Genomic DNA, 348 nt, shown 5'->3' with positions numbered 1-348 from the left:
CACGCGCTTGAGGTTGATCAGCAGCAGGGTGGTGAACAGGCCCATCCACAGCCAGTGGATGACCTCGTGCTCGATGGCGACGCCCGAGCCCTGCAGGATCTGGTAGTAGCGCACGCACGAGAACAACAGCAGGCCCGAGGCGATCGACATGGCGATCGAGCCCAGCCAGTAGTCACGGCTGTAGTGGCCGGGGCGGATGCCGATGTGGTGAAAGCCCAGCGTGGTGGTGATGGCGGCGATGCCCACCATCAGCAGCAGGATCAGCGGGCGGTTGCTGGTGCCCAGTTCGAACAGCGCGAAGAAGCTGGTCTCCAGCATCCGGTAGGCCTTGACCTGCGGCGTCTGGTG

Annotated in this window: 1 pseudogene; it reads right to left on the bottom strand. The window is 64.4% G+C overall.

Going from position 1 to position 348, the window contains the following annotated elements:
• Positions 1-348, bottom strand: a pseudogene (locus EIP75_RS24245) (TRAP transporter large permease subunit); the annotation flags it as partial.

The organism is Aquabacterium soli (assembly GCF_003933735.1).
Taxonomy (GTDB): Bacteria; Pseudomonadota; Gammaproteobacteria; order Burkholderiales; family Burkholderiaceae_C; genus Aquabacterium; species Aquabacterium soli.
This window is presented reverse-complemented; position numbering and strand designations above follow the sequence as displayed.